Annotated in this window: 24 protein-coding genes; 16 read left to right on the top strand and 8 right to left on the bottom strand. The window is 72.0% G+C overall.

Going from position 1 to position 23,398, the window contains the following annotated elements; all coding sequences use genetic code 11:
* Positions 1–63: 63 nt before the first annotated feature.
* Both ACIPSE_RS40100 and ACIPSE_RS40095 read left to right on the top strand, forming a co-directional pair.
* The gene (locus tag ACIPSE_RS40100) at positions 64–423 is read left to right on the top strand and encodes a DUF779 domain-containing protein (protein WP_401673229.1); all 360 of its coding nucleotides are present in this window, start codon (positions 64–66) and stop codon (positions 421–423) included.
* A 75-nt stretch (positions 424–498) separates the two neighbouring features.
* Entirely contained in the window at positions 499–1,737 is a 1,239-nt protein-coding gene (locus tag ACIPSE_RS40095) for a phosphodiester glycosidase family protein (protein ID WP_401673227.1), read from the top strand.
* Positions 1,738–1,757: 20 nt separating this feature from the next.
* Here ACIPSE_RS40095 and ACIPSE_RS40090 read toward each other — a convergent pair whose 3' ends face one another.
* From ACIPSE_RS40090 to ACIPSE_RS40065, 6 genes are all read right to left on the bottom strand, one after another.
* Positions 1,758–1,952, bottom strand: a complete 195-nt coding sequence (locus tag ACIPSE_RS40090; RefSeq protein ID WP_401673225.1) for a hypothetical protein — start codon at positions 1,950–1,952, stop codon at positions 1,758–1,760.
* 143 nt (positions 1,953–2,095) lie between these two features.
* Positions 2,096–2,959, bottom strand: a complete 864-nt coding sequence (locus tag ACIPSE_RS40085; protein WP_401673223.1) for a phosphatidylinositol-specific phospholipase C/glycerophosphodiester phosphodiesterase family protein — start codon at positions 2,957–2,959, stop codon at positions 2,096–2,098.
* A gap of 185 nt (positions 2,960–3,144) precedes the next feature.
* Positions 3,145–4,227: an acyl-CoA dehydrogenase family protein gene (locus tag ACIPSE_RS40080; protein WP_401673220.1), complete on the bottom strand. Its 1,083-nt coding sequence runs from the start codon at positions 4,225–4,227 to the stop codon at positions 3,145–3,147.
* Positions 4,224–5,405, bottom strand: a complete 1,182-nt coding sequence (locus ACIPSE_RS40075) for an acyl-CoA dehydrogenase family protein (protein ID WP_401673218.1) — start codon at positions 5,403–5,405, stop codon at positions 4,224–4,226. Before ACIPSE_RS40075 ends, ACIPSE_RS40080 begins: the two co-directional genes overlap by 4 nt.
* On the bottom strand, positions 5,402–6,370 hold the full coding sequence (locus ACIPSE_RS40070) for an NADPH:quinone oxidoreductase family protein (protein ID WP_401673215.1): 969 nt from the start codon (positions 6,368–6,370) through the stop codon (positions 5,402–5,404). Before ACIPSE_RS40070 ends, ACIPSE_RS40075 begins: the two co-directional genes overlap by 4 nt.
* Before the next feature lie 228 nt (positions 6,371–6,598).
* Positions 6,599–7,171, bottom strand: a complete 573-nt coding sequence (locus ACIPSE_RS40065) for a helix-turn-helix domain-containing protein (RefSeq protein WP_401673213.1) — start codon at positions 7,169–7,171, stop codon at positions 6,599–6,601.
* A gap of 64 nt (positions 7,172–7,235) precedes the next feature.
* On the opposite strand from ACIPSE_RS40065, the gene ACIPSE_RS40060 reads away from it, so the two are divergent.
* The 8 genes from ACIPSE_RS40060 to ACIPSE_RS40025 all read left to right on the top strand — a co-directional run bounded on the left by ACIPSE_RS40060 (position 7,236) and on the right by ACIPSE_RS40025 (position 14,871).
* Complete coding sequence (locus tag ACIPSE_RS40060) at positions 7,236–8,171, top strand: NAD(P)/FAD-dependent oxidoreductase (protein WP_401673211.1); 936 nt, start codon at positions 7,236–7,238, stop codon at positions 8,169–8,171.
* Between the two features lie 29 nt (positions 8,172–8,200).
* The gene (locus ACIPSE_RS40055; protein ID WP_401673208.1) at positions 8,201–9,739 is read left to right on the top strand and encodes an ATP-dependent DNA ligase; all 1,539 of its coding nucleotides are present in this window, start codon (positions 8,201–8,203) and stop codon (positions 9,737–9,739) included.
* A complete protein-coding gene (locus ACIPSE_RS40050; protein WP_401673206.1) occupies positions 9,736–10,197 on the top strand; it encodes an NUDIX domain-containing protein in 462 nt (153 codons plus the stop codon). The genes ACIPSE_RS40055 and ACIPSE_RS40050 overlap by 4 nt, the downstream gene beginning before the upstream one ends.
* 72 nt (positions 10,198–10,269) lie before the next feature.
* The gene (locus tag ACIPSE_RS40045) at positions 10,270–11,655 is read left to right on the top strand and encodes an NADP-dependent succinic semialdehyde dehydrogenase (RefSeq protein WP_401673204.1); all 1,386 of its coding nucleotides are present in this window, start codon (positions 10,270–10,272) and stop codon (positions 11,653–11,655) included.
* Between the two features lie 25 nt (positions 11,656–11,680).
* A complete protein-coding gene (locus ACIPSE_RS40040) occupies positions 11,681–11,917 on the top strand; it encodes a DUF6213 family protein (protein ID WP_401673201.1) in 237 nt (78 codons plus the stop codon).
* 134 nt (positions 11,918–12,051) lie between these two features.
* Positions 12,052–13,137, top strand: a complete 1,086-nt coding sequence (locus tag ACIPSE_RS40035; protein ID WP_401673584.1) for a type III polyketide synthase — start codon at positions 12,052–12,054, stop codon at positions 13,135–13,137.
* A gap of 1 nt (position 13,138) precedes the next feature.
* Entirely contained in the window at positions 13,139–14,353 is a 1,215-nt protein-coding gene (locus ACIPSE_RS40030; RefSeq protein WP_401673199.1) for a cytochrome P450, read from the top strand.
* A complete protein-coding gene (locus ACIPSE_RS40025; protein WP_401673196.1) occupies positions 14,350–14,871 on the top strand; it encodes a cupin domain-containing protein in 522 nt (173 codons plus the stop codon). The genes ACIPSE_RS40030 and ACIPSE_RS40025 overlap by 4 nt, the downstream gene beginning before the upstream one ends.
* A 66-nt stretch (positions 14,872–14,937) precedes the next feature.
* Here ACIPSE_RS40025 and ACIPSE_RS40020 read toward each other — a convergent pair whose 3' ends face one another.
* On the bottom strand, positions 14,938–16,164 hold the full coding sequence (locus ACIPSE_RS40020; RefSeq protein ID WP_401673193.1) for an acyl-CoA dehydrogenase family protein: 1,227 nt from the start codon (positions 16,162–16,164) through the stop codon (positions 14,938–14,940).
* Positions 16,165–16,337: 173 nt separating this feature from the next.
* Between ACIPSE_RS40020 and ACIPSE_RS40015 the strand changes: the two genes are divergently transcribed.
* Positions 16,338–16,982: a TetR family transcriptional regulator gene (locus ACIPSE_RS40015; RefSeq protein WP_401673190.1), complete on the top strand. Its 645-nt coding sequence runs from the start codon at positions 16,338–16,340 to the stop codon at positions 16,980–16,982.
* A gap of 6 nt (positions 16,983–16,988) precedes the next feature.
* On the opposite strand, the gene def is transcribed toward ACIPSE_RS40015, so the two are convergent.
* Positions 16,989–17,528, bottom strand: a complete 540-nt coding sequence (gene def / locus ACIPSE_RS40010; RefSeq protein WP_401673187.1) for a peptide deformylase — start codon at positions 17,526–17,528, stop codon at positions 16,989–16,991.
* 103 nt (positions 17,529–17,631) lie between these two features.
* Between def and ACIPSE_RS40005 the strand changes: the two genes are divergently transcribed.
* The 5 genes from ACIPSE_RS40005 to ACIPSE_RS39985 all read left to right on the top strand — a co-directional run bounded on the left by ACIPSE_RS40005 (position 17,632) and on the right by ACIPSE_RS39985 (position 23,379).
* Positions 17,632–18,870 (top strand): MurT ligase domain-containing protein, encoded by a 1,239-nt coding sequence (locus ACIPSE_RS40005; RefSeq protein WP_401673185.1) that lies wholly within the window; start codon positions 17,632–17,634, stop codon positions 18,868–18,870.
* Positions 18,871–18,887: 17 nt separating this feature from the next.
* Positions 18,888–19,616: a type 1 glutamine amidotransferase gene (locus ACIPSE_RS40000; RefSeq protein WP_401673182.1), complete on the top strand. Its 729-nt coding sequence runs from the start codon at positions 18,888–18,890 to the stop codon at positions 19,614–19,616.
* Positions 19,617–19,828: 212 nt separating this feature from the next.
* The gene (locus tag ACIPSE_RS39995; RefSeq protein WP_401673180.1) at positions 19,829–20,854 is read left to right on the top strand and encodes a 6-phosphofructokinase; all 1,026 of its coding nucleotides are present in this window, start codon (positions 19,829–19,831) and stop codon (positions 20,852–20,854) included.
* A 115-nt stretch (positions 20,855–20,969) separates the two neighbouring features.
* Positions 20,970–21,920 (top strand): cytochrome c oxidase assembly protein, encoded by a 951-nt coding sequence (locus ACIPSE_RS39990; protein ID WP_401673177.1) that lies wholly within the window; start codon positions 20,970–20,972, stop codon positions 21,918–21,920.
* 136 nt (positions 21,921–22,056) lie between these two features.
* Positions 22,057–23,379 carry a DUF6777 domain-containing protein gene (locus ACIPSE_RS39985; protein ID WP_401673174.1) on the top strand — a complete coding sequence of 441 codons (1,323 nt, stop codon included), beginning with the start codon at positions 22,057–22,059 and terminating at the stop codon, positions 23,377–23,379.
* Positions 23,380–23,398: the final 19 nt, after the last annotated feature.

Genomic DNA, 23,398 nt, shown 5'->3' with positions numbered 1-23,398 from the left:
GCGCGGCGCGGGACCGGCGCGCCCGCAACGTTGTCGCAACCTCCCCCCTGCTCTCCTGAGCCCATGGACGAGGAGATCCCGCGCGTCGCCGTCACCCCCGCCGCCGCCGACCTGCTGCGCCGGCTGCGGGCCATGCACGGTCCGCTGATGTTCCACCAGTCCGGCGGCTGCTGCGACGGCAGCGCGCCCATGTGCTATCCGGACGGCGAGTTCCGCACCGGCGGCTCGGACGTGCTGCTCGCCGAGCTGGAGGTGGAGGGGGTCGACGAGACCGTCTCGTTCTGGATGTCCCGCAGCCAGTACGAACTGTGGAGCCACACCCGGCTGATCGTCGACGTCGTCGAGGGGCGGGGCAGCGGCTTCTCGCTGGAGGCGCCCGAGGGCGTACGTTTCCTGATCCGTTCGCTCCTCATCGACGTCTAGTCACCCGTACGGCCGAGGCCGTCTGGTGCGATCCCCGTGGATCCTGCGACAGTTGACGCGACCTCAGGGGGAACGGTGACGCATCGTCAAAGACGCTTCCGCGCGGGCAGATCGGTACTGACGTTGTGCACGGCATTCGGCGCGCTGGCCGGTGCGGCCCTGACCGGGGCGGCACCGGCCGGTGCCGTTCGGGCGGCGGTACGGGTCGCCTCGGGGGTCACCTACCGGCAGTACGACATCCAGGCGGCGAAGGGTCCGACGCGCGTCCATGTCGTCGACGCCGATCTGCGGAACCCGAAGGTACGCCTCGACCTGCTGTATCCGGGGGCGGTGGCCTCACGTGCGGCCGTCTCCCGGCTGGCCGACACCGCGGGCGCGGTCGCCGCGGTCAACGGTGACTTCTTCAACATCACCGAGGACCAGCATCCGGGCGTGCAGGCGACGGGCGCGAGCGTGGGCCCGGCGATCGCGGGCGGCCGTACGCTCAAGGCGTCGGTGCCGGACGGCCAGCGGTTCGGGCCCGCGCTGCCGCCGGACACCTCGACGCGGGACGTCCTCGGCATGGGCGTCGACCGCAGGCTCCGGCTGGACGTCATGACGCTCAAGGGGTGGGTGCGGACCCCGGCGGGCCGGCTGCCACTGGGCGGGCTCAACCAGTACGCGCTGCCGGTCGGTTCGATCGGCGCGTTCACCAGCGCCTGGGGCAGCGCCTCCCGGGTGCGCGCCACCTGCGGCACGGACACCGACCGGGCGGCGCCGTGCAGCACGGACACCTACGAGGTGACGGTCCGGGGCGGCCGGGTCGTGTCGGTCTCGGACACCCCGGGCGAGGGCGCCCTCGCCGCGGGCACGACGGTACTCCTGGGACGGGAGGCGGGCGCGCGGCAGTTGCGGAAGTTCCACCAGGGCCAGATCGTCCGGCTGCGCACGGACCTGGCCGCCGGCCACTCCCGGGTCCCGTACCGCTTCGCCGTCGGCGGGTATCCGGTGCTGGAGGACGGTCAGCCGCTCGCCGGACTCGACCGCGCCACCTCGGCGGTGCGCACCGCCGTGGGCGTCGCGGACGGCGGCAGACGGCTGCTGCTGGTCGCGGTGGACGGGGCGGCGGCGTACCGGACCGGTCTGACGATCGCCGAAGTGGCGTCCACACTCCAGGGGTTGGGGGCGTCCGACGGCTTCAGTCTGGACGGCGGCGGCTCCTCGACCCTGGTCGCGCGCCCGCCGGGCGCGAGCGCGGTGACGGTGCGCAACCATCCCAGCGGTGGCGCGGAACGCCCGGTGCCCAACGGGATCGGCGTCTTCTCGGCCGGCTGACCCGGAGCCTCACGCGGGCTTCAGGGGTTGAGGCTTCCCACGATGTCCGCGGTGGCCGTGAGGCCGTCGTGGATCGTGGGGGCGATGTCCGAACTCGCCAGGTAGAAGCCGAGCAGCGCGCAGACCAGGGCGTGGGAGGGCTTCAGTCCTCCGCTGCGCAGGAAGATCACCGCCAGGATCAGGAGCAGCAGCACCACTGAGATGGAAATCGCCATCGTCAACCTCCTCCGCCACGCCGTCACGTCCGGTTCACGGCGTTCGGCCGTAAGTGTGGCGTAGCGGAGGGTTCGTCCGGGCGGCTGACCTGTCCTCCGAACGTGTGATGTCCGGGCCCGTCCGGCGCTTCGGGCCGATGCGCCTAGGGGGTGCGGTGGGCGTCCAGGAAGGCTTCGAGTCCGGCGAGGTCGTCGGTGTTGAGGTAGTCGACGCCGGCGGCGAGCAGTTCGGCCCACAGCGCGTCACGGGCGGGTCCGGCGAGGTCGGGGGTGGCCCAGAACCGCACCTGCCGGCCCCGCGCGTGGGCGGCGTCGACGAGGGAGCGGAGCCTCGCGCGCTCGGCGGCCGGGAACTCGCCCACGCCCTGCCAGCTGAAGTTGAGGGTCCAGTTGTCGCTGATCAGCGAGATGAACGAGGCGGGTGCCGGGCTGCCGAGGTCGCTGAGCCGGCCGTCGTAGAAGGCGTGGCGCACGGTCTGCGCCTCCATGGGCGTCCGGGCCGCGCGGTCGCCGGAGACGACGGCGGTGACCGCGCCGGGGCGGACCCGGCCGTGGGCGTAGGTCGTGAACAGGTGCCTGTAGCGGCGGAGTTGGCGGTCGAGTTCCAGATACGTGGCCGCGCCCTCGGTCTTGATGTCGACGAGCAGCTGGAGCGGGTGGCGGTGACCGCGGTACACGGAACCGCGGTTGGCCCGTACCCGGGCGGCGAGCGGGGCGAGGTAGAGGGACTCCAGGGTGCGGGCCGGGTCGAGGTCGGTGACCTCGTGGGCGACGAGGAGCTGCCCGTCGACGAGGAAGACGTCCGCCTCGACGCTGCCGAAGCGGTGGTCGAGGGCGTCGAGCAGGGGCCGGGGGTGCTCGTAGTCGTTGTGGGCGTGGGCCCGCCACAACGGCCTTGGCCCGTGCGGGTGTTCACCGGCCAGGGCACGGCCCGCGGGTGCGACGAGCACGGCCGCCGCGGTGGCGCCGAACGTGGTGAGCGCTCTGCGGCGAGTGAGGTGGGCCATGGGGTGCCTCCCTGTGGACGGGTGTCGAATCCACAGGGAGTATGGGGCCGTTCGCGCCCGATGAACCTGTACATGCCAGGAGTTGGCCGGACCGCCGCCGCTCGTTCACTCCCCCGGGCCGGGCCCGGGGGCACGGAGAAGCCCGCCCGGTCGGGGCGGGCTTCGCCGGAGGGACGCCGGGGGCGTCAGGGCGTGGGCAGGTCGACCAGTTCGGCCAGCGCCTCCCGGTGCGCCCCGGCCGTCCCGAACGCGATCGAGTCGGCCTTGGCGCGCTTGAGATACAGATGGACCGGGTGCTCCCAGGTCATGCCGATGCCGGCGTGCAACTGGAGCGCCTCCTCGGCCGCGTGCACGGCGACGGGGGCCGCGTAGGACTGCGCGACGGCGACCGCCAGGTCCGCGTCCCGCCCGGTCGCCAGCGCGTCCGCCGCGTTGCGGGCGGCGGCCCGGAGGCTGACGACCTCCAGCCACAGCTGCGCGAGGCGGTGCTTGAGCGCCTGGAACCCGCCGACGGGCCGGTTGAACTGCTTGCGCTCCTTCAGATACCGCACGGTTTCGGTCAACAGCCATTCCGCGGCGCCGAGTTGCTCGGAGGCGAGCAGCCCGGCCCCGGCCCGCAGCGCCCGCCGTACCGCGGGTCCGGCCTCGCCGAGCGACCGCCCCTCGGCGCCGTCGAGCGTCACGGTCGCGAGCGGCCGGGTCAGGTCGAAGGACACCTGCGGGGTGACGGTCACGGCGGCGGCCCGCACCGCGTACAGGCCACCGTCCTCGGCCGGGACCAGCAGCACGTCGGCGACGGCCGCGTCCGCGATCCCGGCCAACTCCCCGTGCAGGAGGCCGTCTTCGAGGCGTACGACGGGGTGGGCGCGGCCAGGTCCCAGGTGCAGGGGGACGGCGAGGGCGCCGATCCCGCGTCCCGAGGCGAGTTCGCCGAGCAGCTCGGCGTCGTCGCAGGCGAGGAGCGCCTCGGTGGCGACGACGGCACTGGTGAGGTAGGGCACGGGCGCGACCGCGCGGCCCAGCTCCTCCAGGACGACGGCGGCCTCACGGTGCGTGGCGCCCTGGCCGCCCAGCTCCTCGGGGACCAGGAGACCCGCGAGGCCCATGCCGTCGGTGAGGGCCTTCCAGGCGGCGAGGTCGTGCGGGGTGTCGGACTCGGTGCGGGCGATGACGCCGGGGGCGTCGCAGTGGTCGGCGAGGAGGTCCCGCACGGCGGCCCTGAGCGCCTCTTCCTCCTCGGAGTAGAGCAGATCCGGCTGCGTGTTCATCGGGCGAGGTCCTTCCAGGCGACGTCCTTGTCGGTGCGCGGTTCCGAGGGCAGGCCCAGGACGCGTTCGGCGACGATGTTCAGCAGGACCTCGCTGGTCCCGCCCTCGATGCTGTTGCCCTTGGAGCGCAGATAGCGGTACCCGGCGTCCCGGCCGGTGAAGTCGACCAGTTCGGGGCGGCGCATGGTCCAGTCGTCGTACAACAGGCCCTCCTCGCCCCGGAGTTCGACCTCCAGGCCGCTGATCTCCTGGTTGAGGCGGGCGAAGGCGAGCTTCATGCCGGCGCCCTCGGGGCCGGGCTGTCCGGCGACGAGCTGCTGGCGCAGGCGTTCGCCGGCGAGGCGGGCGACCTCGGCCTCGACCCAGAGCTTCAGCAGCCGCTGGTGCAGGTCGTGGGTGCGCAGTCCGGGGCGTTCGCGCCAGGTCCTGGCGACCGGGCCGATCATGCCGCCCTCGCGGGGCAGCCGCATACCGCCGATGGCGACGCGCTCGTTGTTGAGGGTGGTCTGGGCGACCCGCCAGCCGTCGCCGATCTCGCCGAGGCGGCGGGAGTCGGGGATGCGGACGTCGGTGAGGAACACCTCGTTGAACTCGGCCTCGCCGGTGATCTGGCGCAGCGGCCGGACGTCGACGCCGGGGTCGGTCATGTCGCACAGGAAGTACGTGATGCCCGCGTGCTTGGGCACGGTCGGGTCGGTGCGGGCGATGAGGATGGCCCAGCGGGCGTTGTGCGCGCCGGACGTCCACACCTTCTGCCCGTTGACGACCCAGTCGTCGCCCTCGCGGACGGCGCGGGTGCCGAGTCCGGCCAGGTCGGATCCGGCGCCGGGCTCGCTGAAGAGCTGGCACCAGACCTCCTCGCCGGTCCACAGGGGCCGCAGGAAGAGCCGCTTCTGCTCCTCGGTGCCGTACTTGAGGATGGTCGGCGCGGCCATGCCGAGGCCGATGCCGTTGCGCCGCGGGTCGTTGTCGGGGGCTCCGGCGGCCTCCAGCCCGGCGTCCACGACGGCCTGGAGGGAGCGCGGGGCCCCGAGACCGCCGAGCCCCTCGGGGTAGTGGACCCAGGCGAGCCCGGCGTCGAACCGGGCGCGCAGGAACTCCGGCCGCTCCGTGCTCGCGGGCGGGTGGGCGGCCAGCAACTCGGCGGTGCGGCGCCTCAGTTCGGTGGCGTCGGTCATGCTCCGGCTCCGTTCGGGACGACGGCGACACGGCCGGTGGTGAGCCCGTCGCCGACCCGCTGGACCGCCGCTGCCGCCCCGGCGAGCGGTACGCGCTCGCTGACCAGCGGCTTGACGGCCCCCCGGGCGGCGAGTTCGGTGAGCTGCTCGTGGCAGTGCTGGACCAGCTTGGGGTTCCTGACGTTGTACAGGCCCCAGTGCAGGCCGAGGATCGAGTAGTTCTTCACCAGCGCGTGGTTGAGCCCCGGGCTGGGGATCTCGCCACTGGCGAAGCCGACGACGACGATCCGGCCCTCGAAGGCGACGACCTTGGTCGACTGGGTGTACGCCTCGCCGCCGACCGGGTCGTAGACGACGTCGGCGCCCCGGCCGCCGGTGGCCTCCTTCACGGCGGCGATGACGTCCTCGCTCTTGCGGTCGACGACCACGTCACAGCCCAGCTCACGGGCCACGGCGGCCTTGTCGGCGCCGCCGACGACCCCGATCACCCGGGCCCCTGCGGCCTTGCCGAGCTGGACGGCCGCGCTGCCGACCCCACCGGCGGCGGCGTGCACGAGCAGCGTCTCGCCGGCTTCGAGTCCGGCCCGCCGGTGCAGGGCGAACCATCCCGTCTGGTAGCCGATGTGCAGGGCCGCGGCCTCGGCGTCGTCCAGCGACTCGGGCGCGGGCAGCAGCGCGGCGGCGTCCGCGACGGCGTACTCGGCGAAACCGCCGTACGGCAGCGCGGGGTTGGCCAGGACGCGGCGGCCGTCCTCGGTCTCGCCGCAGATCTCCACCCCGGGGGTGAAGGGGAGCGGCGGCCTGACCTGGTAGTGGCCGCGGCACATCAGCACGTCGGGGAAGTTGATGTTGGCGGCGCGCACCTTCAGCAGGACCTGGCCGTCACCGGGCGTCGGCGTCTCCACGTCCGCGAGGCGCATCACCTCGCTCGGCTCGCCGTTCTCGTGCACTTGCCATGCCTGCATGCGATGCCTCCACGCGACTACGTCGTACGACCTGGGGTAGTCGCATACTAAGCGGTCGCTTGCCGATCAGGGAACAGCTCACCCAGGACCGGCTCGCTCCGGACCGGCTCAGCCGGGACCGGCTCGCTCCGGACCGGCTCAGCCGGGACCGGCTCGCACGAGACCGACCCACCCGGGGCCCGACCCACCCGGGGCCCGGCTCACCCGGCAGCGGCCCGGCCCGGCCCGTCACGCCTGCCGCGGCTTGGCCCGCACATGCATCCGCTCGCCCTGTGGCCCGAACAGGCTGAGGAACTCCGCCGGGCCCTCCCCCGTCGACCCGAACCAGTGCGGCACCCGGGTGTCGAACTCGGCGGCCTCCCCGGCGGCCATCACCACGTCGTGGTCGCCGAGGACGATCCGCAGCCGCCCCGACAGGACGTACAGCCACTCGTAGCCCTCGTGGGTGCGCGGTTCGGGCTCCTCGTCCCGCTGCGGCACGAGCACCTTGTACGCCTGGAGCCCGCCGGGCTGCCGGGTCAGCGGCCAGTACGTGCGTCCGTGCCGCACGAGCGGCTTGGCGCGCACCCGCGGGTCCCCCGCCGGGGGCGTCCCGACCAGTTCGTCCAGCGGCACCTGGTGCGCCTGGGCGATCGGCAGCAGCAGTTCCAGGCTCGGCTTGCGCAGCCCGGACTCCAGACGGGAGAGCGTGCTGACGGAGATCCCGGTCGTCTCGGAGAGCGCGGCCAGGGTCACCTCGCGCTCCTTGCGGATCCTGCGCAGCCGGGGGCCCACTTCGGCGAGTACGTCTTCTGCGGTCATGCGGATATTGCAGGTTCGGCAACTTCGTTTGTCAATCGCGCACGGTCGGGGCGACGGTGTGGGCATGACCGAGACCTATGAAGTGATCGTGATCGGCGGCGGCGCTGCGGGCCTCTCCGCGGGCCTGGTCCTGGGCCGCGCCCGGCGCCGCACCCTCGTCGTCGACGCCGGTGAGCCCCGCAACGCGCCCGCCGCCCACATGCAGGGCTATCTGTCCCGGGACGGCATGCCGCCCGCGGAGTTCCTGGCGATCGGCCGGGAGGAGATCGCGCGCTACGGCGTCGAGCTGGTCCGGGACCGGGCCGTGGACGTCGCCGCCGACGCCCCTGAGGGCTTCACCTTGACCCTGGCGGGCGGGCGGACCGTCCGGGCCCGCCGCCTGGTCGTCGCGACCGGGCTGAAGGACGAGCTGCCGTCCGTCCCCGGCGTCGCCGAGCGGTTCGGCCGCGATGTGCTGCACTGCCCGTACTGCCACGGCTGGGAGGTCCGCGACCGGGCGTTCGGCGTCCTCGCCACGACCCCGCTCGGCGTGCACCAGGCTCTGATGGTGTCCCAGTGGTCGAAGGACGTGACGCTCTTCCTCCACACGGTCACCGAGGAGGAGCTGTCGGACGACGACCGGCGCCGGCTGGCCGCGGCGGGCGTCTCGGTGGTGCCCGGCGAGGTGGCGGGACTCGTCGTCGAGGACGACCGTCTCACCGGGGTACGGCTCGCCGACGGGACGGTCCACGCCCGCGAGGTGCTGTTCGTGGCACCCCGGGCGGTCCCGCGCAACGAGCTGCTGGAGCAGCTGGGCGCCGAGCTGGCCGAGACGCCGTTCGGCGCGTATCCCGTGGTGGACGCGACCGGGCAGACGACCGTGCCCGGTGTGTGGGCGGCGGGCAACGCGATGGGCTTCGCCGAGCAGGTGGTCAACGCCGCGGCGGGCGGCTACCGGGCGGGGGCGACGATCAACGGCGACCTGCTGATGGCGGACCTGGACGCGGCCTCCCGGGTGTAGAGCGACGGCCTCCGGTGCACCATGGCTGCATGCTGCTTGCCCGGCTGGCCCAGGTGTCCCGGGAGGTCGCCGCGACCTCCGCACGCTCGAAGAAGGTCGCGCTGCTCGCCGAACTGTTCCGGGAGACGGAACCGGCGGACGTGCCGGTGGTGATCCCGTATCTGGCCGGACGCCTGCCCCAGGGGCGGCTCGGGGTCGGCTGGAAGGTGCTGAGCCGTCCGGTGGCCCCGGCGGCGGAGGCGACGCTGACCGTACGGGACGTGGACGCGCTCCTCGATGCGCTGGCCGGGGTCTCCGGCGCGGGCTCGCAGGCCGAACGGCTCCGGCTGGTCGGGGAGCTGATGGGCGCGGCCACCGAGGACGAGCAGCGGTTCCTGTTCGGGCTGATCAGCGGGGAGGTGCGGCAGGGCGCCCTGGACGCGGTCGCCGTCGAGGGGCTCGCGGGGGCCACCGGGGCGCCGCCCGCCGACGTGCGCCGGGCGGTGATGCTGGCTGGCTCCCTGCGGACCGTCGCCGAGGCCCTGCTGGCGGAGGGCCCGGGCGCGCTCGCCCGGTTCCGTCTCACCGTGGGCCGCCCGGTGCTGCCGATGCTCGCGCACAGCGCCTCCTCGGTGGCCGAGGCCGTGGGGAAGCTGGGCGTGTGCGCCGTGGAGGAGAAGCTCGACGGCATCCGTGTCCAGGTCCATCGCGACGGCGACGACGTCCGGGTGTTCACCCGCACCCTCGACGACATCACCGACCGGCTGCCCGAGGTGACCTCGGCGGCACGCGGCCTGCCCGGCGACCGGTTCGTCCTCGACGGCGAGGTCCTCTCCTTCGGCGAGGACGGCCGGCCCCGCTCCTTCCAGGAGACGGCGGGCCGCGTCGGCTCCCGCACCGACGTGGGGACGGCCGCGAGGCAGGTCCCCGTCTCCCCCGTCTTCTTCGACGTGCTCCACTCCGGCGACCGCGATCTGCTCGATCTTCCCTTCGCCGAACGGCACACGGAGCTGGCCCGGCTGGTCCCGGAGGCGATGCGGGTGCGGCGGGCGCTCGTCGCGGGGCCCGAGGACACCGAGGAGGCGGAGGCCTTCCTCGCCGGGACGCTGGCCCGCGGGCACGAGGGCGTCGTGGTGAAGTCCCTGGACGCCCCCTACAGCGCGGGCCGCCGCGGCGCGTCCTGGCTGAAGGTCAAGCCGGTGCACACGCTCGACCTGGTCGTGCTGGCCGCCGAGTGGGGACATGGCCGCCGTACCGGCAGGCTCTCCAACCTGCACCTGGGCGCGCGGGCGGCGGACGGGTCGTACGCGATGCTCGGCAAGACGTTCAAGGGGATGACCGACGCGATGCTGGCGTGGCAGACGGAACGGCTCCAGGAACTGGCCGTCGGCACGGACGGCCATGTGGTGACCGTCCGGCCCGAGCTGGTCGTGGAGATCGCCTACGACGGTCTCCAGCGGTCCACGCGGTATCCGGCCGGGGTCACGCTGCGGTTCGCGCGCGTGGTCCGCTACCGCGAGGACAAGCGGCCCGAGGACGCCGACACGGTGGAGACGCTGCTGGCCGCGCACCCGGAGGTGACGCCGTGAGGACGAGCGCGGGCCTGCTCCTGTACCGGCGTGCCGGGGACGGTCCTGAGGTGCTGCTCGGTCATATGGGCGGCCCCTTCTACGCCCACCGCGAGGCGGGCGCGTGGGGCGTGCCCAAGGGCGAGTACGTGGCCGGGGAGGAGACGGCCTGGGACGCGGCGCGCCGTGAGTTCCGGGAGGAGCTGGGGCTGGCGCCGCCCGAGGGGGAGGCCGTGCCGCTGGGCGAGGTGACGCAGAAGAACGGCAAGGTCGTCACGGTGTGGGCGATCGAGGCGGATCTCGACCCCGCGACGATCGTCCCGGGCACCTTCCGCATGGAGTGGCCACCCAAGTCGGGGCACGAACAGGACTTCCCGGAGCTGGACCGGGTCGCGTGGTTCACCCTCGACCGCGCGCGGGCGGTGATCGTCACGGCGCAGGCCGCGTTCCTGGACCGGCTGGCGGAGCACACGCGCTGACACACGCGTTGCGGGCCCGGCCCCCGCGCGGGAAGGTCGAGAGACAGTCCCCCCTTTTCCAGGAGGTCGGTCATGCCCATCGCGACGGTCAACCCGGCGAACGGCGAGACGCTCAAGACGTACCAGGCCATGGGCGCCGAGGAGATCGAGCGCCGGCTCCAGCTCGCGGAGGCCACGTTCCGCACCTACCGGGCGACGCCGTTCGCCGAGCGGGCCCGGCTCACGCACCGGGCGGCGGACCTTCTCGACGCCGCCGCGGACGACATCGCCAGGGTCATGACGACCGAGATGGGCAAGCCCGTCGGACAGGCCCGCGCGGAGGCCGCGAAGTGCGCGAAGGCGATGCGCTGGTACGCCGATCACGCCGAGTCCCTGCTCGCCGACGAGGAACCCGCCGAGTCCGACGTCAAGGACTCCGGCGCGGCCCGGGTGCGGGTGCGCTACCGCCCGCTCGGCCCGGTGCTCGCCGTGATGCCGTGGAACTTCCCGCTGTGGCAGGTCGTCCGGTTCGCTGCGCCCGCGCTGATGGCGGGCAACGTGGGACTGCTCAAGCACGCCTCGAACGTGCCGCAGACCGCGCTGTTCCTGGAGGACCTCTTCCACCAGGCGGGCTTCCCCGAGGGCGTCTTCCAGACGCTCCTGATCGGCTCCGGCCCGGTCGAGGAGATCCTGCGCGACGAGCGGATCAGGGCGGCGACCCTCACCGGCAGCGAGCCGGCCGGACGCGCGGTCGCCTCCGTCTGCGGCGACATGGTGAAGAAGACGGTGCTGGAGCTGGGCGGCAGCGATCCGTACGTCGTCATGCCGTCCGCCGACCTCGACCGCGCGGCGGATGTCGCGGTGACCGCGCGGGTGCAGAACAACGGCCAGTCGTGCATCGCCGCCAAGCGGTTCATCGTGCACACGGACGTCTACGACGCGTTCGCCGAGAAGTTCGTGGCGGGCATGAGGGCGCTCACTGTGGGTGACCCCCTGGAGGAGTCGACGGACGTCGGTCCGCTCGCCACCGAGCAGGGGCGCGCCGATCTGGAGGAGCTGGTCGACGACGCGAGGCGCAGCGGCGCGAGCGTGCTGTGCGGGGGCGAGCGGCCGGACCTGCCGGGCTGGTACTACGCGCCGACCGTGCTCGCCGGGATCGACCGGGAGATGCGCATCCACCGCGAGGAGGCGTTCGGGCCGGTGGCGACCCTGTACCGGGCCGGTGACCTGGACGAGGCGGTGCTCATCGCCAACGACTCGCCGTTCGGGCTGAGTTCGAACGTGTGGACGCGCGACGAGGCGGAGATCGACCGGTTCGTCCATGATCTGGAGGCCGGTGCCGTGTACGTCAACGGCATGACCGCCTCGCATCCGGCGTTCCCGTTCGGCGGCGTGAAGCGGTCCGGGTACGGGCGTGAGCTGTCCGGGCACGGAATCCGCGAGTTCTGCAACATCACCACGGTTTGGCACGGAGCGTGAGCGCCGCGCGGTTACCATCCCCGATGTGAGCCGTGAAGTGACTTTGCCCCTGATCGTCGACGACCGGGGGAACCTGCAGGTGTCGGCCTCCGACGTGAGCAAGTTGCTGCGGACCGTGGGCGGGCGCTGGCTGCACCTCGTCGAGGCCGGCGAACAGGACCTCGACGAGGACACGGTGGCCGCGCTGACCATCGAACTCGCGAAACTGGCGGACCGCATCGACGTGGCGTGCATCGCCCACAGCAGCGGCAGCGCGCCCTGAGGCCCCCGGAGCTCCCCGGCCCCCGTTCGGAGCCTTTTTCGCCTCTTCCCGTTTGAGTCTCCCCCCGTCGCCGGAACGGAGTATTCCGGCGCGAACTCGCCGCACCCTCGGGTGATTGTGGACTGGACCACTCCCTGAGGCGAAAGCAGGCACAGCTCATGGCGACTTTGTGCAGACCCTCGGTGTCCGTTCCGGAGTACGTGATCACGATGGAGGAGACGCTGGAGCTGGCGGCCACCCACCACGCGGATCATCCGCAACTGCCGCTCGCTCTCCGGCTGATCGAGAACACCGGCGTCCGGACCCGGCACATCGTGCAGCCGATCGAGGAGACCCTGAAGCATCCCGGTTTCGAGGAGCGCAACAAGGTCTACGTGGCCGAGGCGAAGGCCCGCGTCCCCGCGGTCGTCCAGCGAGCGCTCGACGACGCGGAGCTCCTGACGTCTGACATCGATGTCATCATCTATGTCTCCTGCACGGGCTTCATGATGCCCTCGCTGACGGCGTGGCTGATCAACGAGATGGCCTTCGACAGCACCACCCGGCAGATACCCATAGCCCAGCTGGGCTGTGCGGCGGGCGGCGCGGCGATCAACCGGGCGCACGACTTCTGCTCGGCCTACCCCGAGGCCAACGCGCTCATCGTGGCCTGCGAGTTCTGCTCGCTGTGCTACCAGCCCACCGACCTGGGCATCGGCAACCTCCTGTCCAACGGCCTGTTCGGGGACGGCATCGCCGCCGCCGTCGTGCGGGGCAGGGGCGGCGAGGGCATCGTGCTGGAGCGCAACGGGTCGTACCTGATCCCCAAGACCGAAGAGTGGATCATGTACGACGTGCGGGCCACCGGCTTCCACTTCCAGCTGGACAAGCGGGTGCCCGCCACGATGGAGCCGCTCGCCCCGGCGCTCCAGGACCTCGCGGGACTGCACGGCTGGGACGCGGCCGACCTGGACTTCTACATCGTCCACGCGGGCGGTCCCCGCATCCTCGACGACCTGAGCAAGTTCCTCCAGGTCGACCCGCACGCCTTCCGGTTCTCCCGGGCCACCCTCACCGAGTACGGCAACATCGCCAGCGCCGTCGTGCTGGACGCGCTGCGCCGGCTCTTCGACGAGGGCGGCGCGCCGGACCGGGCGCGTGGACTGCTCGCCGGGTTCGGACCCGGCATCACCGCGGAAATGTCCCTGGGCCGCTGGCGGCGCCCCGACGAGACGGCATGAGATGACCGAAGAGACGATCACCGAGATCCTGCCCCCCGTCCGGCACTGGCCGGCGCTCGATCTGAGCGGGGTGGACTTCGACCCGGTCCTGACCGAGCTGATGGACGAGGGCCCGGTCACCCGGATCCAGCTGCCCAACGGCGAGGGCTGGGCCTGGCTGGTCACCCGCCACGACGACGTGCGGATGGTGGCCAACGACCCCCGGTTCAGCCGCGAGGCGGTGATGGACCGGCCGGTCACCCGGCTCGCCCCGCACTTCATCCCCGAGCGGGGCGCCGTCGGCTTCCTCGACCCGCCGGACCACACCCGGCTGCGCCGCTCCGTGGCCGCCGCGCTGACGTCCAAGGGCGTGGAACGGGTGCGGGAGAGATCCCGCCGGATGCTCGACGAGCTCATCGACGGCCTCGTGCGGACCGGGCCGCCCGCCGATCTCACCGCGGCGGTGCTCAGCCCGTTCCCCATCGCGGTGATCTGCGAGCTGATGGGGGTCCCGGCCGCCGACCGGCACCTCATGCACACCTGGACCCAGCTGATCCTGTCCTCCTCGCACGGCAAGGAGGTCAGCGAGAAGGCCAAGGGCGAGATGGGCGCCTACTTCTCCGACCTGATCGCGCTGCGCGAGGGCAGTACGGCCGAGGACGTGGCGTCCCTGCTGGGAGCCGCGGTCGGGCGCGACGAGGTGACGCTGGAGGAGGCGGTGGGTCTGGCGGTCCTCCTCCAGATCGGCGGCGAGGCGGTCACCAACAACAGCGGCCAGATGTTCTATCTGCTGCTGACCCGCCCGGACCTCGCGGACCGGCTGCGCGCCGATCCGGCGATCCGCCCGCAGGCGATCGACGAACTCCTGCGCTTCATCCCGCACCGCAGCGCGGTGGGTCTGTCCCGGATCGCGACCGAGGACGTGGGCATCAAGGGGGTCCGGATCCGGGCCGGGGACGCGATCTACGTCTCGTACCTGGCGGCCAACCGCGACCCGGCGGTCTTCCCGCACCCGGAGACGATCGACTTCCTGCGCTCCCCCAACCCCCATGTCTCCTTCGGCTTCGGCCCGCACTTCTGCCCCGGCGCCATGCTGGCCCGCCTGGAGTCCGAGCTCCTCGTGGACGCGCTCCTGGACCGGCTCCCCGGTCTCCGGCTCGCGGTGCCGCCCGGGGAGGTCCCGTTCAGGAAGGGCGCGCTGATCCGCGGCCCCGAGGCGCTCCCGGTGACCTGGTGACGGCCACCGAGGGTCTGCTGGTCCCACCCGGTCACGGCCGGGTGGTCCAGACGCCGGCCCAGCACGTGACGTTCAAGGTGACCGGCACGCACTCCCGCACGGCGTCCGCCTTCGAGGTGATCGTGCCCCCGGGCTTCGACGTCGGCGCCCATGTCCACGCCCGCAGCGAGGAGCTGTTCTACGTCCTGGAAGGCGAACTGGACGTCCTCGCCTTCGAGCCGCGCGTCCGCACCCCGGACAACTGGCAGCGCTGGACGTCGGGTTCGGGCAACCAGGTGGTACGGGCCACCCCGGGCACGGTCATCGTCGTCCCCCCGGGGTGCCCGCACGCCTTCGCCAACCCGACCGACTCCCCCGCCAAGATGTTCTTCCAGGCCTCGCCGCCCCCGGACCACGAGCGGTACTTCGAGGAGCTCCTGGACATCCTGTCGGGGGGCGGCCCACCGGACCACGAGGCGATCGAGCGGCTCCGCGCCAAGTACGACATCGAGCAGCTCACACCGCTCAGACACCGCTGAACGCGAGCGCGGCCGGACGCCGCGAAGTCCCGTCCCGCGCGCGGGACGGGACTTCGCGGACACGCCCTAGCGGATCGGCATCCCCGACAGGGTGCGGGCGATGACCAGCCGCTGGATCTCGCTCGTGCCCTCGAAGATGGTGTAGATCGCCGCGTCGCGGTGCATGCGCTCGACCGGGTACTCGCGGGTGTAACCGTTGCCGCCGAGGATCTGCACGGCCTGGGCGGTGACCTTCTTGGCGGTCTCGCTGGCGAAGAGCTTCGACATCGAGCCCTCGGCGGCGTCGAAGCGCCGGCCGTTGATGGCCATCCAGGAGGCGCGCCAGACCAGCAGCCGGGCGGCGTCGATGGAGGTGCGCATGTCGGCGAGCTGGAAGGCGACGCCCTGGTTGTCGATGATCGGGCGGCCGAACTGCTCACGCGTCTTCGCGTAGTCGAGCGCGACCTCGTACGCGGCGCGGGCGGTGCCGACGGCCATGGCGCCGACCGCCGGACGGGACGCCTCGAAGGTGGCCATCGCCGCGTTCTTCACCCGCTCGCCGCCCTGCTTGGCGCGTTCACGGGCCCGCGCGAGGCGCTCGTCGAGCTTCGCCTTGCCGCCGAGGAGGCAGGAGCCCGGCACGCGCACGCCGTCGAGGACGACCTCGGCGGTGTGCGAGGCGCGGATGCCGTGCTTCTTGAACTTCTGACCCTGCGACAGGCCGGGCGTGTTCGGCGGGACGATGAAGGACGCATGGCCCTTGGACCCCAGGTCGGGGTCGATCACGGCCACCACGACATGGACGTTGGCGATGCCGCCGTTGGTCGCCCAGGTCTTGGTGCCGTTGAGCACCCACTCGTCCTTGGCCTCGTCGTACACGGCCCGCGTGCGCATGGAGGCCACGTCCGAGCCGGCGTCGGGCTCGGAGGAGCAGAACGCCGCGACCTTCACGTCGTTGGCGTCGCCGTACATCTGGGGGATCCAGGTGCCGATCTGCTCCTCGGTGCCGTTGGCGAGGACGCCTACGGCGGCGAGGCCGGTGCCGACGATCGACAGCGCGATGCCCGCGTCGCCCCAGAACAGTTCCTCCATGGCCATGGGGATGCCGAGGCCCGTAGGATCGAAGTACTGCTGGGCGTAGAAGTCGAGCGAGTAGATTCCGACCTTGGCGGCCTCCTGGATGACCGGCCAGGGAGTCTCCTCACGCTCGTCCCATTCGGCGGCCGCGGGGCGGATGACGTCGGCGGCGAAGCCGTGCAACCAGTCCCGGACCTCCTTCTGTTCGTCGTTGAGCTCCATGGTGAACTCGGCCATGTCCCCTCCAGGCGGCGGCGCACGTGCGTGTTACTAGCGGTAACCCGAGTCTGTTACCAGCGAGTAGGAAAAGTCAACTCCCGATGATGCCTCGGCAGCCCGTTCGATGCATGAGGCATGGTGAGTGTTAGTTTGCGCAGGCGTCACCGAATCAGCACGGGTGGGGAGAGCAGATGGACACCACGCAGCGGACCGAGCAGCAGCGGTCCGCCGACCGCCGACGGCGCGAGCTGCTGGAGGCCGCGGACCGGGTGGTCCTGCGCGACGGCCCCCAGGCCTCCATGAACGCGATCGCCGCGGAGGCGGGCATCACCAAGCCGATCCTCTACCGGCACTTCGGCGACAAGGGGGGACTCTACGCCGCGTTGGCCCAACGGCACACCGACGCGTTGCTGGCCTCCCTGCGGGCCGCGCTGGACGCGCCCGCGGAGCGCCGTGACCGGGTCGAGGCCACACTCGACACCTACCTCGCGGCGATCGAGGCCCGCCCCCAGGTGTACCGGTTCCTGATGCACCCCGCGGAGGGCACGCAGACGGCCGACCAGGGGTTCGACGCCGGGAAGCACTCCATCCCCCTGCTGCGGCGCATGGGCGAGGAGTTGGCCCAGGTCATCGAGGAGCGTCTCGACCTCGGCCCCGGCAGCCAGCAGCTGGCCCGGGTGTGGGGGCACGGGATCGTCGGCATGATGCACGCGGCGGGCGACTGGTGGCTGGGCGAACGGCCCTGCTCGCGCGCCGAGTTGGTGCGGAGCCTGGCCGATCTGCTGTGGGGCCGGCTGGCCGCCGCCGGGGACAGGGTCGGCGGTCCGGGCTTCTGAGGGCCGTCACCTGTGCCAGGAGGCCCTGCTCACCTGGCGCATGAGCTTCCGGTGGCGCCGGCCCGTGACACGGTCCGCGTACACCGTCCCCGCCAGGTGGTCGCACTCGTGCTGGAGGCACCGCGCGAACCAGCCGGTGCCGTGGACCGTGACCGGCTCCCCCGTCATCGTGAACCCCTCGACGACCGCGTGGTCGTACCGTTCCGTCCCCGCTTCCAGGCCCGGCAGCGACAGACAGCCCTCGGGTCCCCGGACCACCACCCCGTCCGCCTCGACCAGCGTCGGGTTCACGACATGGCCGAGATGCCGTACGTCATCGTCGTCCGGGCAGTCGTAGACGAATACCCTGAGCGACTCACCCACTTGGTTCGCGGCGAGGCCGACGCCCTCGGCGGCGTACATCGTGGCGAACAGGTCTTCGACCAAGGACCGGAGTTCAGCGCCGAACTCGGTCACGTCGGAGCAGGGGGTGCGGAGGACCGGATCGCCCAGCACGGTCAGGGGAAGGACCCGGCCTCGGGTGCCCGGAATGGAACTGTGTCGCATGTCGGTCAGGGTACGGATTCGGGAGTGCGATTGGATCTCGATAGGCTGACCACCACCACGTCTCCGACAGGCGCGGCGCGTACGCAAGGAGGATCGAGAACTGATGGCAGGCAACTCGGACCCGCTCACGCCGCGGGCCAAGCTCGCCGTGACCGCGGGCAAGGCGGTCGCGGCGGCATCGCGCGCTGCGGGGCGCGGCAGCGGTTCGGTGATCGGTGGCCGGGTGGCACTCAAACTCGACCCCGACCTGCTCGCCCGGCTGGCCCAGCACCTGGACGTGGTGCTGGTCTCCGCGACCAACGGTAAGACCACCACGACCCGGCTGATCGCCGAGGCCCTGCGGGCCGCGGGACCGGTCGTGTCGAACGCGCTGGGCGCCAACATGCCCGCGGGCATCACCTCGGCGCTGGCCGGGGGCAACGAGTCCCGGTACGGCGTGATCGAGGTCGACGAGAAGTACCTCGCGGGCGTCGCCCGTGACACCGACCCCAAGTGCATCGCGCTGCTGAACCTCTCCCGCGACCAGCTCGACCGGGCCGCCGAGACGCGGATGCTGGCCGAGAACTGGCGCGAGGGGCTCGCGGGTTCCAAGGCCGTGATCGTCGCCAACGCCGACGACCCGCTGGTCGTGTGGGCCGCGTCCTCCTCCCCGAACGTCGTCTGGGTGGCGGCCGGGCAGATGTGGAAGGACGACGCCTGGTCCTGCCCGTCCTGCGGCGGTGTGATGCAGCGTCCGGGCGACGACTGGTTCTGCGGCGAGTGCGGCTTCCGCCGGCCCACCCCGAGCTGGGCGCTGTCCGGGGACCACGTCCTGGACCCGCACGGCTCCGCCTGGCCCATCCACCTCCAGCTGCCCGGGCGCGCCAACAAGGCCAACGCCGCCTCCTCGGCCGCCGTCGCCGCCGTCTTCGGGGTGCCCCCGCAGGTGGCGCTGGAGCGGATGTACCAGGTGCAGGCCGTCGCCGGACGCTACGACGTCGTCCAGTTCGAGGGCCGTGACCTGCGGCTGCTGCTGGCGAAGAACCCGGCGGGCTGGCTGGAGACGTTCAGCCTGATCGATCCGCCGCCGACCCCGGTGATCCTCTCGGTGAACGCGCGCGGCGCCGACGGCACCGACACCTCCTGGCTGTGGGACGTGGACTACACGCGGCTGACCGGCCACCCGATCTGCGTGGTCGGCGACCGCAAGCTGGACCTCGCGGTGCGTCTGGAGGTCGCCAACCAGCAGTTCCAGGTCTGCGACAACCTCGACCAGGCCGTGCAGCTGAGCCCGCCCGGCCGGATCGAGGTCATCGCCAACTACACCGCCTTCCAGGACCTGCGCCGCCGCGTCGGCAACTGAGACTTCAGGGGACTTTTGTGAGCGACAACCAACTCCGGATCGTCTGGGTCTACCCCGACCTGCTCAGCACGTACGGCGACCAGGGCAACGTGCTCGTCGTGGAGCGCCGGGCCCGGCAGCGCCGGCTCGACGTGGCCCGTCTCGACGTGCGCAGCGACCAGCCGATCCCGACCTCCGGCGACATCTACCTCATCGGCGGCGGCGAGGACCGTCCGCAGCGGCTCGCCTCCGAGCGGCTGCGCCGGGACGGCGGACTGACGCGGGCGGTGGAGAACGGCGCGATCGTCTTCTCCGTCTGCGCGGGCTACCAGATCCTCGGCCACGAGTTCATCAACGACCTCGGCCAGCGCGAGCCGGGCCTCGGCCTGCTCGACGTGGTGTCCACGCGCGGCGAGGGCGCCCGGTGCGTCGGGGACGTGCTCGCGGACATCGACCCGCGGCTCGGTCTGCCCTCGCTGACCGGCTTCGAGAACCACCAGGGCGTCACCCATCTCGGCCCGACCGCCCGCCCGTTCGCCCAGGTCAAGATCGGCAACGGCAACGGCACGGGCGACGGCACCGAGGGCGCGTACAACGACACCGTCTTCGGCACGTACATGCACGGGCCCGTGCTGGCGCGCAACCCGCTCATCGCGGACCTGCTGCTGAAGCTGGCGCTCGACGTGAACGCGCTGCCGCCGACCGACGACCGCTGGTACGAGGCGCTGCGCAACGAGCGCATCGCGGCGGCCAAGGAGCCCGCCTAGCACGTCCCGGCAGCCCTGCTGAGCTGCGTGTTCACCGGGCCTCAAGGCCCGCTTCACCAGCCCGTCTGACGATGGGTCCGCACACCTGAGCGGGCCCGTCCAGCAGGCGGACGCACGGTTCGGTCCCGCCCCCTCCTGCCGCTAGGGTGGCGGGGATCGAGCCGGACGACGAGGTCCGGTCCCCGGCCCACGTTGAGAAGGTTGTTCGGGCTATGCGCATTGGTGTCCTCACGTCCGGCGGCGACTGCCCCGGCCTGAACGCCGTCATCCGGTCCGTCGTGCACCGCGCCGTCGTGGACCACGGCGACGAGGTCATCGGCTTCCGGGACGGCTGGAAGGGCCTCCTGGAGTGCGACTACCTCAAGCTCGACCTCGACGCGGTGGGCGGCATCCTGGCCCGCGGCGGAACGATTCTCGGCTCCTCCCGTGTCCAGCCCTCGCATCTGCGTGACGGTGTGGAGCGCGCCAAGGGGCATGTCGCCGAACTCGGCCTCGACGCGATCATCCCGATCGGCGGCGAGGGCACGCTGAAGGCGGCCCGGCTGATGTACGACGCGGGCCTGCCCGTCGTCGGCGTCCCGAAGACCATCGACAACGACATCGCCGTCACGGACGTCACCTTCGGCTTCGACACCGCGGTCGGTGTGGCCACCGAGGCGCTCGACCGGCTCAAGACCACCGCCGAGTCCCACCAGCGGGTCCTGGTCGTCGAGGTCATGGGCCGGCACACCGGCTGGATCGCGCTGCACTCCGGCATGGCGGCCGGCGCCCACGCCATCGTCGTCCCCGAGCGGCCCTTCGACATCGAGGAGCTGGCCCGGCGGGTCGGCGAACGGTTCGAGGCGGGCAAGCGGTTCGCGATCGTCGTCGCCGCGGAGGGCGCCAAGCCGGCCGCGGGCACGATGGCGTTCGACGAGGGCGGCAAGGACGTCTACGGGCACGAGCGGTTCGCGGGGATCGCGCGGCAGCTCTCCGTCGAGCTGGAGCAGCGGCTCGGCAAGGAGGCCCGTCCGGTCATCCTCGGACATGTGCAGCGGGGCGGGACGCCGACGGCCTACGACCGGGTCCTCGCGACGCGGTTCGGCTGGCACGCGGTGGAGGCGGTGCACCGGGGCGAGTTCGGCGCGATGACCGCGCTGCGGGGCACCGACATCGTGATGGTGCCGCTGGCGGAGGCCGTGGAGACGCTGAAGACGGTCCCGGCGGACCGGTACGCGGAAGCGGAGTGCGTGCTCTGACCGCCGCCCGCGCGGCGTGGGACGTGGCTGCCCCCGGTGACATCGGTCGCCGGGGGCAGTTCTAGTCTGTGTGCGGACAGATTTGTACAACCCCCACGAATCAGGAGCCGCCGGAATGGATCACAGCGGGCACGGCATGACCATGGATCTGCCGCCGTTCACGCTGGGGCGGGGTCTTCAGTGGTCGGCCGATCCGTTCTTCCTGGTGGCCTGTCTGCTCGGGCTCGGGCTGTACGCGTGGGGGGTCGTGCGGCTGCGGCGGCGCGGCGACTCGTGGTCGGCGGCGCGGACCGTGTCGTACGTCGTCGGGGTGCTGACCGTGATGCTGGTGATGTGCACCGGACTGAACGACTACGGCATGGTCATGTTCAGCGTGCACATGGTGCAGCACATGGTGATCAGCATGCTGTCGCCGATCCTGATCCTGCTGGGCGCCCCGATGACGCTCGCGCTGCGGGCGCTGCCGGTGGCGGGCAAGGGGCGCACGGGGCCGCGTGAGCTGCTGCTGGCGCTGCTGCACAGCCGGTACATGCGGATCATCACGCATCCGGCGTTCACCATCCCGCTGTTCATCGCGAGCCTGTACGCGCTGTACTTCACGCCGATCTTCGACACCCTGATGGGGTCCAAGGCGGGGCACATCGCGATGATGGTGCACTTCCTGGCCGTGGGCGTGGTCTTCTTCTGGCCGATCATCGGGGTCGACCCGGGGCCGCGCCGGCCCGGCTATCTGATGCGGATGCTGGAACTGTTCGCGGGCATGCCGTTCCACGCCTTCTTCGGCATCGCGCTGATGATGGCGTCCACGCCGATGGTCGAGTCCTTCCGGAATCCGCCCGCCTCGCTCGGAATCGACGCGCTCTCCGACCAGAACGCGGCGGGCGGAATCGCGTGGGCGTTCAGCGAGATTCCCTCCGTACTCGTGCTGCTCGCACTGCTGTTCCAGTGGTACGGATCGGAACAGCGTCAGGCGCGCCGCAAGGACCGGGCCGCCGACCGGGACGGCGACAAGGAACTCGAGGCATACAACGTCTATTTGGCCTCATTGAACGCACGTGGGCGGTGAAGCCCGCACCGGCCTGAGGCATTCAGTAGCATGAAGCGCGTTGGGGGAACCGCCGGGGGGAGCGGTGATGACACTTCGCGCATTTATGCACAGGCTCGCGAAAAGGATTGCGTGCCTGCTGATATTCGTTCTCGCGTTGAGCGGCTGTGACAAGGGCACACCGCTGCTGGTGGTGAAGGCCGTCGCGGCCGGTGTGCCCTCGCTCGCGCCGTTCTTCGACGAGAAGAGCAGTGAGCTGGGCAAAGACGCCGCCTCGGTGCGTTCGGCGCCGGTCCGGGGCAGTCTCCAGCAGGGCGACACACCGGGGCTGTACGGGGGTTCGAAGCAGCCGACGATCTGTGACGTCGACAAACTGGAGAAATTCCTCACCGATCCCAGGAATCACAGGAAGGCTCAGGCATGGGCCTCGGTGCCGCACATCGGCACCGACGAGATTCCTGAATATCTGGACCGCCTCACACCGGTTCTGCTGCGCCACGACACGCTCGTGAAGAACCACGACTACAAGAAGGAAAAGGCCGTCCCGTTCAACTCCCTGCTCCAGGCGGGAATCGCGATTCTCGTCGATGAACAGGGCGCTCCGGCCGTGAAATGTTCGTGCGGGAATCCGCTGCGCCCCTTCGAGGGTGACACCAGCCGGATCGACGTCGAGTTCGGGGACGGCAACAAGGAATGGAAGGGCTACGAGCGTTCGTCGGTGGTGACCGTGCGGCCCGCCTCGCGTCCGCTGGAGAAGGTCGCCCTCGTGGACGTGGCGGACCCCGACCGGGGCATCGACCGGCCGGTCGGCACGACGGGCGCGAAGGACGTCGCCTTCGACACCCGTGAGACCCGGGCCGTGCCCTCCCTGGCCGGGCTGACCTTCGCCCAGGCCCGCGCCGCCCTCACCGACCGCAGGCTCGCGACCGGCTACGACGGCGGGTCCGCGCCCGCGGACACCGCGCGCGTCACGGCCACCGATCCGCCGGCCGGGACCGACCTGCGGTTCGGGTCGTACGTGATGCTGAGCGTGGCGGAGGAGTCGAAGTCGTCCGGCGGCTCGTCGTCCGGCGGCGCGACGGGCTCCGGCCCTGGTCCCTCGTCGTCCGGTCCGGGTCCCTCGTCGTCCGGTCCGCCGACGCCCGGCGGCTCCGGGGCGAGCAGCGGCGGTACGTCCTCGCCGCCGCCGTCCTCCTCCTCGCCGCCTCCTTCGTCGAGCGGTCGCCCGGTGTCCAGTTCGTCGCCCGCTCCGAGCAGCCCGCCCCCGGCAACGACCGCATCGAGCGCGCCGGTCACGAGCAGCGCACCGCCACCCACCACGTCGAGCGCGCCACCGCCCGCCACCACCAGCGCCGCGCCGCCCACCACGAGCGCGCCCCCGGTGACGAGCAGCGCGCCGCCACCGCCGACCGTCACGAGCGCACCGCCGACGACCACCGCCTCCGCGCCCGAAGCGCCGACGGCGAGCGTCAGCGCGTAGCGCCCGGGCAGTACTCGCA

The sequence above is a fragment of the Streptomyces sp. NPDC090106 genome (assembly GCF_044747265.1).
Taxonomy (GTDB): Bacteria; Actinomycetota; Actinomycetes; order Streptomycetales; family Streptomycetaceae; genus Streptomyces.
Note: the sequence above shows the minus strand (reverse complement) of the source record. Positions and strands in the feature narration are given on the sequence as shown.

Coding starts and splice junctions, on each gene's coding strand:
- ACIPSE_RS40100 (WP_401673229.1), top strand. CDS start 64: ATGGACGAGGAGATCCCGCGCGTCGCCGTCACCCCCGCCGCCGCCGAC.
- ACIPSE_RS40090 (WP_401673225.1), bottom strand. CDS start 1,952: ATGGCGATTTCCATCTCAGTGGTGCTGCTGCTCCTGATCCTGGCGGTG.
- ACIPSE_RS40085 (WP_401673223.1), bottom strand. CDS start 2,959: ATGGCCCACCTCACTCGCCGCAGAGCGCTCACCACGTTCGGCGCCACC.
- ACIPSE_RS40080 (WP_401673220.1), bottom strand. CDS start 4,227: ATGAACACGCAGCCGGATCTGCTCTACTCCGAGGAGGAAGAGGCGCTC.
- ACIPSE_RS40075 (WP_401673218.1), bottom strand. CDS start 5,405: ATGACCGACGCCACCGAACTGAGGCGCCGCACCGCCGAGTTGCTGGCC.
- ACIPSE_RS40070 (WP_401673215.1), bottom strand. CDS start 6,370: ATGCAGGCATGGCAAGTGCACGAGAACGGCGAGCCGAGCGAGGTGATG.
- ACIPSE_RS40065 (WP_401673213.1), bottom strand. CDS start 7,171: ATGACCGCAGAAGACGTACTCGCCGAAGTGGGCCCCCGGCTGCGCAGG.
- ACIPSE_RS40060 (WP_401673211.1), top strand. CDS start 7,236: ATGACCGAGACCTATGAAGTGATCGTGATCGGCGGCGGCGCTGCGGGC.
- ACIPSE_RS40055 (WP_401673208.1), top strand. CDS start 8,201: ATGCTGCTTGCCCGGCTGGCCCAGGTGTCCCGGGAGGTCGCCGCGACC.
- ACIPSE_RS40045 (WP_401673204.1), top strand. CDS start 10,270: ATGCCCATCGCGACGGTCAACCCGGCGAACGGCGAGACGCTCAAGACG.
- ACIPSE_RS40030 (WP_401673199.1), top strand. CDS start 13,139: ATGACCGAAGAGACGATCACCGAGATCCTGCCCCCCGTCCGGCACTGG.
- ACIPSE_RS40020 (WP_401673193.1), bottom strand. CDS start 16,164: ATGGCCGAGTTCACCATGGAGCTCAACGACGAACAGAAGGAGGTCCGG.
- ACIPSE_RS40015 (WP_401673190.1), top strand. CDS start 16,338: ATGGACACCACGCAGCGGACCGAGCAGCAGCGGTCCGCCGACCGCCGA.
- def (WP_401673187.1), bottom strand. CDS start 17,528: ATGCGACACAGTTCCATTCCGGGCACCCGAGGCCGGGTCCTTCCCCTG.
- ACIPSE_RS40005 (WP_401673185.1), top strand. CDS start 17,632: ATGGCAGGCAACTCGGACCCGCTCACGCCGCGGGCCAAGCTCGCCGTG.
- ACIPSE_RS39995 (WP_401673180.1), top strand. CDS start 19,829: ATGCGCATTGGTGTCCTCACGTCCGGCGGCGACTGCCCCGGCCTGAAC.
- ACIPSE_RS39990 (WP_401673177.1), top strand. CDS start 20,970: ATGGATCACAGCGGGCACGGCATGACCATGGATCTGCCGCCGTTCACG.